The sequence below is a fragment of the Candidatus Symbiopectobacterium sp. genome, assembly GCF_020054415.1.
In the GTDB taxonomy this organism is placed as follows: domain Bacteria; phylum Pseudomonadota; class Gammaproteobacteria; order Enterobacterales; family Enterobacteriaceae; genus Symbiopectobacterium.
Genome location: NZ_JAHWCO010000141.1, coordinates 1 through 9360, shown reverse-complemented (window position 1 = coordinate 9360; position 9360 = coordinate 1). Strand labels below are relative to the sequence as shown.

The 9360-nt window shown below is 54.6% G+C and carries 6 protein-coding genes and 2 pseudogenes; 3 read left to right on the top strand and 5 right to left on the bottom strand.

Going from position 1 to position 9360, the window contains the following annotated elements; all coding sequences use genetic code 11:
- Window positions 1-165: pseudogene (locus QZ506_RS04370) on the top strand (IS481 family transposase); the annotation flags it as partial.
- A 128-nt stretch (window positions 166-293) separates the two neighbouring features.
- Here QZ506_RS04370 and folB read toward each other — a convergent pair.
- A complete protein-coding gene (gene folB / locus QZ506_RS04365) occupies window positions 294-647 on the bottom strand; it encodes a bifunctional dihydroneopterin aldolase/7,8-dihydroneopterin epimerase (RefSeq protein WP_291969334.1) in 354 nt (117 codons plus the stop codon).
- Between the two features lie 107 nt (window positions 648-754).
- On the opposite strand from folB, the gene plsY reads away from it, so the two are divergent.
- Entirely contained in the window at window positions 755-1381 is a 627-nt protein-coding gene (gene plsY, locus QZ506_RS04360) for a glycerol-3-phosphate 1-O-acyltransferase PlsY (RefSeq protein WP_291969332.1), read from the top strand.
- 93 nt (window positions 1382-1474) lie between these two features.
- Complete coding sequence (gene ppa / locus QZ506_RS04355) at window positions 1475-2002, top strand: inorganic diphosphatase (RefSeq protein ID WP_291969330.1); 528 nt, start codon at window positions 1475-1477, stop codon at window positions 2000-2002.
- Between the two features lie 68 nt (window positions 2003-2070).
- Here ppa and QZ506_RS04350 read toward each other — a convergent pair.
- The 4 genes and pseudogenes from QZ506_RS04350 to QZ506_RS04335 form a co-directional block, all read right to left on the bottom strand.
- A pseudogene (locus QZ506_RS04350) lies at window positions 2071-2979 on the bottom strand (siderophore-interacting protein).
- Between the two features lie 210 nt (window positions 2980-3189).
- Window positions 3190-3531 (bottom strand): gamma-glutamylcyclotransferase, encoded by a 342-nt coding sequence (locus QZ506_RS04345; RefSeq protein WP_291969328.1) that lies wholly within the window; start codon window positions 3529-3531, stop codon window positions 3190-3192.
- Between the two features lie 2 nt (window positions 3532-3533).
- Window positions 3534-7403: a translocation/assembly module TamB domain-containing protein gene (locus QZ506_RS04340; RefSeq protein WP_291969326.1), complete on the bottom strand. Its 3870-nt coding sequence runs from the start codon at window positions 7401-7403 to the stop codon at window positions 3534-3536.
- On the bottom strand, window positions 7400-9136 hold the full coding sequence (locus QZ506_RS04335) for an autotransporter assembly complex family protein (protein ID WP_291969324.1): 1737 nt from the start codon (window positions 9134-9136) through the stop codon (window positions 7400-7402). The genes QZ506_RS04340 and QZ506_RS04335 overlap by 4 nt, the downstream gene beginning before the upstream one ends.
- Window positions 9137-9360: the final 224 nt, after the last annotated feature.

The window sequence follows — 9360 nt, the reverse complement described above, 5'->3', positions numbered from 1 at the left end:
GGAGACCTGGAAAGCCTGCAGGTAGATCTGGACAACTGGTTGTGGCATTACAATAATGAGCGAACTCATCAGGGAAAAATGTGCTGCGGGCGTACGCCGATGGCCACTTTACTCGATGGAAAACGGATCTGGGCAGAAAAAGAATATGAACCAGATGTAATCTGACAGACGCCTGTATAAATAATCGGTAACTGTCAGATCAGGTCTGAGCTAGTACAACTAAAAACAGCGATGTTAGTTTCACTGACAAAAAAGATTCATAAAAAAAACCACATGTGCAAACCCGTACGCATTTACCGTGTACCGCGCTCGATCACTACGCCCACCTGGCGTGCCTGCGCGACTGCACCCTGTTTACTCACTTTGATACACAGCCAGGGAATGGCAAAGCGCTGCATCAGCAATTGTGCCACTTCTTCTGCCACGCGCTCGACCAGAGCAAACGGCTGACTGGAGACATGGGCAATCACCGCGTCACTGACATCGGCATAGCTGAGGCAGTCATTTACATCGTCGCTTGCGGCGGCCTTGCGGTTATCCCAGCCCATTTCGATATCGAGCACCAGCTTTTGCGAAATGGTTTGTTCCCAGTCGTAAACGCCGATAGTGGCAATTACTGTAAGTTCTTCTATAAATACAATATCCATCACGTCATTCTCTGTTTTTGGCGCTGTTTGGTATCACTTCCGCCGGAATATGCGTATTATCCACGGATGGCAACTGTAAAACGACCTTTATTCAACGGAACCGCGTTATGAGTGCTACCGCGCTTGGCATGATAATTTTCGCGTATCTGTGCGGCTCCATCTCCAGTGCGATTCTGGTGTGCCGCATCGCGGGTCTGCCCGATCCACGCCAGCATGGTTCAGGAAATCCCGGCGCGACGAATGTATTACGTATCGGAGGCAAAGCCGCCGCCGCTACCGTATTGGTGTTTGACGTGCTGAAAGGCATGTTACCGGTCTGGAGCGCTTATGCGCTTGGCGTCACACCGCTTTATCTTGGTATTACCGCGATTGCCGCCTGTTTGGGCCATATCTATCCGGTATTTTTCCGTTTTCGCGGCGGGAAAGGCGTGGCAACTGCGTTTGGTGCCATCGCGCCTGTCGGCTGGGATCTGACTGGTGTGATGACCGTTACCTGGCTGCTTACCGTACTGCTTAGCGGCTATTCCTCCCTCGGTGCCATCGTGAGTGCGCTGATCGCGCCCTTTTATGTGTGGTGGTTTAAACCCCAGTTCACCTTTCCGGTAGCCATGCTCTCTTGCCTGATCCTGATGCGGCATCACGACAATATTCAACGTCTGTGGCGCGGGCAGGAAAGCAAGATTTGGAAGCGCCGTAGCAAAGAAGAAACCCCGCCAAACGATGACGCTGACTAAACGACACTGAGATTGAAAAACCGCAGCACTTTACCAATGGGTTGGCTATAATGGCCGCTACTCCATTTCTGACGTTAGAAAAAGGAAACATACATGAGTTTGATCAAAGTCCCGGCGGGCAAATCACTGCCGGATGATATCTATGTAGTCATTGAGATCCCTGCCAACGCTGACCCCATCAAATACGAAGTCGATAAAGAAACCGGTGCCCTGTTTGTAGACCGTTTCATGGCAACGGCCATGTTCTACCCGTGCAATTACGGCTACATCAACAACACCCTATCTCTGGACGATGACCCGGTTGACGTACTGGTACCGACCCCTTATCCGCTGCAACCCGGTTCAGTGATCCGCTGCCGTCCGGTTGGCGTACTGAAAATGACCGACGAATCCGGTGAAGATGCTAAAGTTGTTGCCGTGCCGCACACCAAGCTGAGCAAAGAATACGATCACATCAAGGATGTGAACGACCTGCCGGAACTGCTGCGTGGCCAAATCGCCCACTTCTTCGAGCAATACAAAGCGCTGGAAAAAGGCAAATGGGTGAAAGTAGAAGGTTGGGAAAACGTGGACGCTGCCAAAGCCGAGATCGTTGCATCCTTCGAACGCGCGAAAAAATAAGCGTGTAGCGCACTGCGCAACGTATCTAACGGCGGGGATCTCCTCGCCGTTTTCTTTTCAGCGCGCAGTCAAAGATCCCGCTGCCGTTCGCGGCTCCAGTAAGCCATAAACGTGATGATATCACGTGGCACCTGACGTTCACCGGACAAGTAACGCCGCAGGTTTTTCACCACCGAGGATTCCGCAGCCACCCAGCCAAAAAATTGGCCGTGCGTCTGACTGGCCGACTCCCATAGTAATTCACCTTCTGCCAACTCGTGCAATTTGGTAGTCTCTGCTTCCGGGCGAATATCCGGCAAACGTACATGTGCTTGCACGCTGTGCAACAGTCGTTCACCGTAAGAAGCTCCCTGCGGCTTACGCGGCAGCCAGTGCACCTCTGCAAAGGCAAACGCGCTCATATCCACACAGTCGGCCTCCAGCGGCACTTCGATAAACTCCTGCACCTGCACGGGATTCTACTGCTGCGCCAGTTGTTCCAGAATGCCCTTGATAGCAGGCAATGCAGTTTCATCGCCAATTAACAAGGCATGGGTCATTTCCGCTGGAGGAAGCCACTCATAGCCGCCGCTATCACCTTCACCATCTCCCACGCACGGCGCAACAATGCGCAATGCATCCCCCGGTTGCGCCTGTATTGCCCAGGCAGACGCTGGCCCTTCGGTGCCATGAACAACAAACTCTACCGCCGTTTCACCGTTAGCCGTATCCACATCGCGTAGGGTATAGGTACGCATCACCGGCCGCTGCGCCTTGGGCAGCGCCAGCCACTGACGGTACCACTCATCACTGTCAGGCAATTCGGTGAAAACGCCATTTGCGGGAGGAAGCAGCAGCTTGATGCGTTGATCCGGGGCATCCATTTTCATCTGACGCACTGACTCACCGGAGAACACACAGCGCATCAGGGAAGGCGTCAGGTAAGCCTTATGCGCCAGCACGACGTTAAAAATGCGGTATTCCTGTTTTTCTGCCATGACCTTTCTCATCTTATCCCGCAGGGGCGAACATAATGACCCCACATCGGGCCAAAAGGGGCGTTTACCTTAGCACTCTAGATTGATAATGAGAAACATTATTGTTAAAAAAAGGATAACAGAATGGCGTGAGAAAGGATGGTGCAAGGAAAATGAATCGTAACCGACAGCGCGCCGGTTACGCTTTTATTTACAAACTACCCAGTACCATTACTGCTCGCGCGTCAGCCAATCGCCATTGTCGATACGCGGAAACCCTGTTACCGAGTGTTGATACAGATATATCCACGCACTCCCGAGCGGGGTGTTGATTAACTCGCGCTTGTATTCGTGACCATCACGCTTTAGCGCATCGAGTTCTGTCAGGATAGATGAGCTTATGCGATAAACTTCGCAAAAAATTTCCCCCTCCCCAACTACCACCGCAGGATAATGGCCAAGGTCATACATCTCGTAACCACCGAGTTGACAATCCCCTAGCCACTGTGCGTTCGTCATCCAGTGACTGTTTCCCTGTTTGCGTCGTAAACTGCCATAAACAATAATTCGCATCGCTAAAACTCGAACTGATAGAGCACATTCAGTGCCTGATCGAGACCAGACACCGCTTCCAAATAGAGTCTTGGCATTAACCGATAACGCAACGTCAACGTTGCTAAAGAGTCAAATATGCCAATGCCGTATCTGACCTGAAGGCCTGGGAGGACGTAACCGCTGACCACAACTTGAGATTCGTCGCCAGCGCCCTGTGTATCCAGAGCTAAATCACTTACGCCAAAGGCCTCGCCGATTTTACCCACAACTTGACCACTTTGCGCAACCCCTAACCCTACTAAGGCAGAGGTCATCATATTACTGTCTGAACCGGTGCTGTCTAGCCCTTGACCACGCAACAGGTAAGATAATGCTTCTTGCTGCGATAATGTCGTTGTGGAAAACACCTCGATGTGCGGCGCGCTCGCCGCACCGGTGATGCGCACACCCGCCGTCACACCATCCGCCGTATTATCAGGGTTTCGCACCGCTTCGATGTTCAAATTCGGTTCGGCTGGTGGCCCGGAGAACACCAGAATCCCTTTTTGCACGATTAAATCCTGTCCGTAGGCCTTGAAACGCCCGGTAGGGATGTTGATCTGGCCGTTCAACCCCAAACCGCGCTCGTCCTGCACCATTTTCAGGTCGCCTTGCAAACTGGCCCGCAGGCCAAAGGCATCAAGGCGCACATCGTCACCTACGCGAATGGTCAGGTTACTGTTGATAGGGATCGCAGCGTTGTTACGCGCTAGCGGCTGACGTTGTTCGTCCAACAGCACTTCATCCGAGGAGACATCCACCGCATTTTCCGGCATCTCTTGTACGGTAATACGCGCCCATGGCACCCTGACCGAACCATTGAGCGTGAAAAGTTGCGGCGTGGCTTCAAACTCAATATCCGGGGAAACATCAAGCCGCACCGTCGGCGGCAACGTCACCCGCAACCGATCGCCCTTCGCCGCAATACGTGCCCGCCATGCTTCCGGCTGATGCCAATCCGCATCACCGTTAAGATTAAGCTGCCCTTGCGTGGTTTTCAGGAAGCCCTGTAGCGTAGAACTCATACCATTGAAGTTCACCGCCAAACGGCCATCGGTCAGATCGACCGGCATCCAGTGACCGTCGATATCCAGCCCTTCCAGCGCCAGCTGTCCGTTCAGCTGCGGCTGACGCACATTACCACCCACACGTAACGCGCCGTTCAGCATGCCCGCCGATTTTTCCCCCCGACTTAACACCGGATTCAGCAGCGCAAGGGAGATTTTGTCGATGGCGATATCACCGCCCAGTTGGCGTCGCCCCTGCGGGTCCGTCACCTGAATATCACCCCTGAACTGGCCGTTATTGTGAATAGCGATGAGCCATCCCAGCGTCGCGCGGCCGCGATCGACGCCCGCGTTCAACGTGAAAGTGTCAAAATCGACTGGTAGCGTGTTGCTGTTCATCTGCTGACGCAGTGCAATCTTGTTCCCGGTGAGCGCGATTTTTGCCTGTGGCAACCCACCGTTCGGTTGCCAGGCCACATCAGCACGGCCGGTAAATACGCCGCTCAGCGCAGTGTCTGCGCCCAAAAACGGTTCCAGCATCTTCAAATCAAAACGGTTTAATACCACGCTGGCTTGTCCGCTCGGGCCAATGTCGACGGCACGCGGCACGCACAGCTCCGCATTCGGGTTTTGCCAACAGTGTGCACCGAGCGTAATGCGCGCCAGCGCTTGCTGATAATCCAGCGACATTGAGGGCGACAAACGCCATTCCCCCACCGGCGTAGTGAACTGAGTTTGATCCAGCGTACCGCGCCAACGCTGCTGTGCTCTGTCAAAGTGCCCGGTCACGGTCAGATGTCCGGTGGCAGGTTCCCCTTCCACGTTCAAGCGCAACTGATGCTGCTGCTCATTGCCTTGCGCATTCAGTGTCAGCAGAGAAACCTTCACGCCTTCCTGTTGCAATTGCTCAACGCGAAACGCCATTCGGCCATTGACCTGTGCATCCGAGCGCACATCGCTTTCCAGCGTCAGGTGATTGATCGATAACCCCTGCCAGCACAGCCCTGTGGCGTTGAGATCAGCCAATAGCTGCGGTGCGGTCTGATTACCACGCAGCCGTACCGTGCCAGCGACGCGACCCGCAAGCCCCGGCAAGGCACCGTCTAACGCAGGGGCTTCAATGACGCCGTCCAGTTTCCATTGCTGACCTAAATCGCCTTTAACATCAAGCTGGTTACTCCCCAATGCCAGGTTGATGCCGGGAATGTGCCACTGGCCTGCGGCATTGCCGTTCAACGAGCCTTGCGCCGTCAATTTATTTTGCTTGATATTGCCGTTCAGGCGCAGTTCAGTCACCGCCACCTGCCAGTTACCACCGTACAGGCTGCCGCGCGTACTGATCTTGCCGTCAAGGCGCGCAGGCCATTCCGGCCATTGCTTCGCCGTATTAATGCCATCCAGAACCAGTTCGCTGCGCCAACTGATGGCCTTGCTCCAGTCCACCAGTGCGCGCAATTCAGTGGTGCCTTGCAACGCAGAGAGTCGTAGCGGGCTTATATCAAACTGCTGCAAATTGCCTTTGCCTTCCAACGCCAGCGTGGCGGGAGGCACAGCGCCACCGCGAATATCACCATTGATCTTCAAGGCATAATCCGTAGCCTTACCGGTCAGACTTAACGCCAGATTATTAACCTGATACTCCGCCTCTCCCGTTAACGGCCAGGCGAGACGCTCAGACTGCACGGTCAGCGCCAACGGCAGTTCAGGCTGGGCCAACTGCGCTTTCAGGGTAAGCAACGCACGCTGCGGCCCGGACAGGTTAAGCGTGGTGTTCAGCCAGTCATGCAGGCTGCCCTCCACCGTCAGTTTGATCTTCTCGCCTTTCAACGGCGCGGTATTCACCACCCCGTTCAGAACGAAAGACAGCGGCCAGTTATCGCTCAGCGTAGCCTCGCCCGCCGCATGCAAGGCACCTTGCGGTGACTGGATTGCCAGTTTTTCCAACTGAATATGTTGTTGTTGGGTAGCGGCTTTGAGTTGCAGCGTGGTGAGGGTGATATCTTGATCGCCAGTCAGTCGCAGGTGTTCACCACGCAACTCGCTGATGTCTATATCAAGCGGTAGCGTGAACACGGGCAACGCCGGCAACAGCTGCTTGGCAAACAGCGCCTGTAGCTGCTCACCCAATGCGGGCAGCATCGCCACTTTTTCCGGTGCGGGTGGCGTTGCTTCAGGTTGCGGTGCGGCAGCAGCCTGCGCCGTAGCGGAAGCGATATCACCCACTTCAGAAGCGGTGACTTTGCCATCTTCGGTGGCTACCAACGTACTTTCTGCAACGGTAGATGCTGGTTTGGTTTTCGGCAGTGCCACCAGCAGCGCATTGGTTTGCGTAGGCAGCAAGGTCAACGCGCGCCCTTCCCAGTGCATGCCGGTGTGCAGTTCACCCAGAGAAACAGCCGTATCGTCCAGCGTAACGCGGATATTGTTGAGTGTTAGTTGGCTAAGACGTATCGGGAACGGTGCCGTCAGTTCGCCCACCGGCGCACTGGGGGCAGGCGTCTCCGCAGGCGGCGGCATGACGCTGCTGTCGATGACGACATCAAGATCGCGTAGCCCAATATCATTGATACAAATTTGACTGCGCGTCAGGCAGCCCAGTTCCAACGCGAGGTGCAGCTCACCAGCGTTGAGCGTGATACCCGGTGTTTGATAACTGACACCGCGCAGTGTCAGATCGCGCCAACCGCCTTGCACCTCGGCGATCACCAACCCCGGTACCCAACGAGCAGCGCCATTAAGCAGCAAATGCAACCCCGGCGTGGTAAACAGCAACCCCGCCAGCGTGATGAGCAACAACAACAAAAATGCGATGGCACCAATGGCTATTTTTTTTATCAGGCTCATAGCTCAGGCCCCAAACCAATATAGAACTGGAGATCGTTACGTTTCTCGGAATCATTTACCGGAACGGCAAAATCGAATTTGACCGGCCCCACCGGCGAGGCCCAACGAATCCCGACCCCTGCACCGGTTTTCAGGTCGTTGATCTTGAGATCGTTTACCGCATCACCGGTATCGACAAACACCGCCCCCCACCAGCGCCCGGTGAAGTTGTACTGGTATTCCAGAGAACCGGTTAGCAATTTTGACGCACCGGTCAGCTTGCCTTCGTCATCACGCGGTGAGATAGAACGGAACTTATAGCCGCGAATGCTGCGATCGCCCCCGGCAAAGAAGCGTAGCGACGGCGGAACGCGGGAGAAGCTATTGGTTTCAATCCAACCGACGTTGCCACGCGCGACAAAACGGTGCTTATCCTCCAACGTACGGATCCAGACGTTCTGCGCCTGTATCACCGCGAAATCGATATCCGAGCCCCAGGTGGTATCTGAGATATCCAGCGAATAGTGCTGTGAATCACCCCAGGTGGGCATAGTCCCGCCGCGCTGTCGCGTGCGATTCAGCGTCAGGCCGGGATAGAACAGCATGGTGGTATCGGTGACACTGCCCTGAGTAAAGTGATCGAGACTCCAGCGCAGGTTGATGGAGCGCTGCCAACCGCGATTAAGCGTCCAAAAGCGCGCCACGTTGAGCATGGTGCCATCTGATTTGGTGTCATTCAGGTCTTCGCGTTTAAAACCGGCTTGCAGCAAGTAGAACTGCTCCAGTGTGCTTCTCAGCAAGGGGATTTTGTAACTGAAATCCAGCGACTGTTCCGGTGCAGAGACGCTCAGGCTGCTTTCCAGACTGTGTCCACGCTCGTTGATCCACGGCCTGCGCCACGTGGTCTGAAAGCGCGGCCCCACGTCAGTGGAGTACCCCACCCCGGTTTCCAGTAAATTGCGAGCACGCGGTGCAACGACCGCATCCAGCGGCAGCATTTTATCGGTTTTTACCGCCGCGAAATTGGGGGAGACTACTGCAGAGGTGAACCATCCGGTAGCAGACAAACTCCGGTTAAATTCGCCCAGATCTTCGGTGGTATACTCATCGCCTCGCTTAAACGGGATCAGATTGCGCAGATAGGCTTCATCGATCTGACTTCCCTGAAAGTGCACGTCACCGAAACGGTAACGGGTGCCGACGTCATAATCGATATCCCAGAACGCTTCCCGCGTTTCGCGGATCACGCCCAACTGGCTTTTGTCATAGTGCGCATCGAAATACCCTTTACGCAGTGCCAGGTTATTTAATGAACGCTTAAAATCATCATAGTCGCCGTGGTTCAGCACGCTGCCTATCGCAGGCAGGCTACGGCGGCGCAGTTGGAGGAAATCGCTGTCGCTGCTCGCATCGCCGCGCAGCAGAACATCGGTGCCCGCGATTTTGACCGGCTCACCCGGCGTCACAGTCACCAACAGCAGCGGTCGTCCACCGTTTTCTGCGGGGCGGTACTCAAAATTGATTAGCGGATCGTAATACCCCAACGCCCGTAACCCGCGCCGGATAGCATCATCAACCCGGGCACGAAAGCGCCCGTCGGCACTGACCTCATCAGGGCCGATGGTAGAGAGCAGCGCACGAACATTGAGCTGTAATTCCCCTTCTAATCCCACCAGTTGCAAACGCACGTTCGCTGCATAGGACGATGCAGTTGCCAGTAGGCACACAAAAAACAAAGTACGGTATCGTGACACACCAACTCCCCACGTTCGTTTATATTGTTCTACACAAGCGTGTGTTGGGTCGTGTATTCAATGAGTTGATGTAGCATCAAACGGGCTTTGTTGAATAATAGGTAATCATGCTGTTTTTCCGTGCCAGTTTTGGTTGAAAATGCTTGTCATCTCAGGTGTACACTTTTCTCATGAGGCCTAACTGCATGATTTTACGTTGCGAGGATCCGTCGTTTCGCTGGGCT

Coding starts and splice junctions, on each gene's coding strand:
- folB (WP_291969334.1), bottom strand. CDS start 647: ATGGATATTGTATTTATAGAAGAACTTACAGTAATTGCCACTATCGGC.
- QZ506_RS04345 (WP_291969328.1), bottom strand. CDS start 3,531: ATGCGAATTATTGTTTATGGCAGTTTACGACGCAAACAGGGAAACAGT.
- plsY (WP_291969332.1), top strand. CDS start 755: ATGAGTGCTACCGCGCTTGGCATGATAATTTTCGCGTATCTGTGCGGC.
- QZ506_RS04340 (WP_291969326.1), bottom strand. CDS start 7,403: ATGAGCCTGATAAAAAAAATAGCCATTGGTGCCATCGCATTTTTGTTG.
- ppa (WP_291969330.1), top strand. CDS start 1,475: ATGAGTTTGATCAAAGTCCCGGCGGGCAAATCACTGCCGGATGATATC.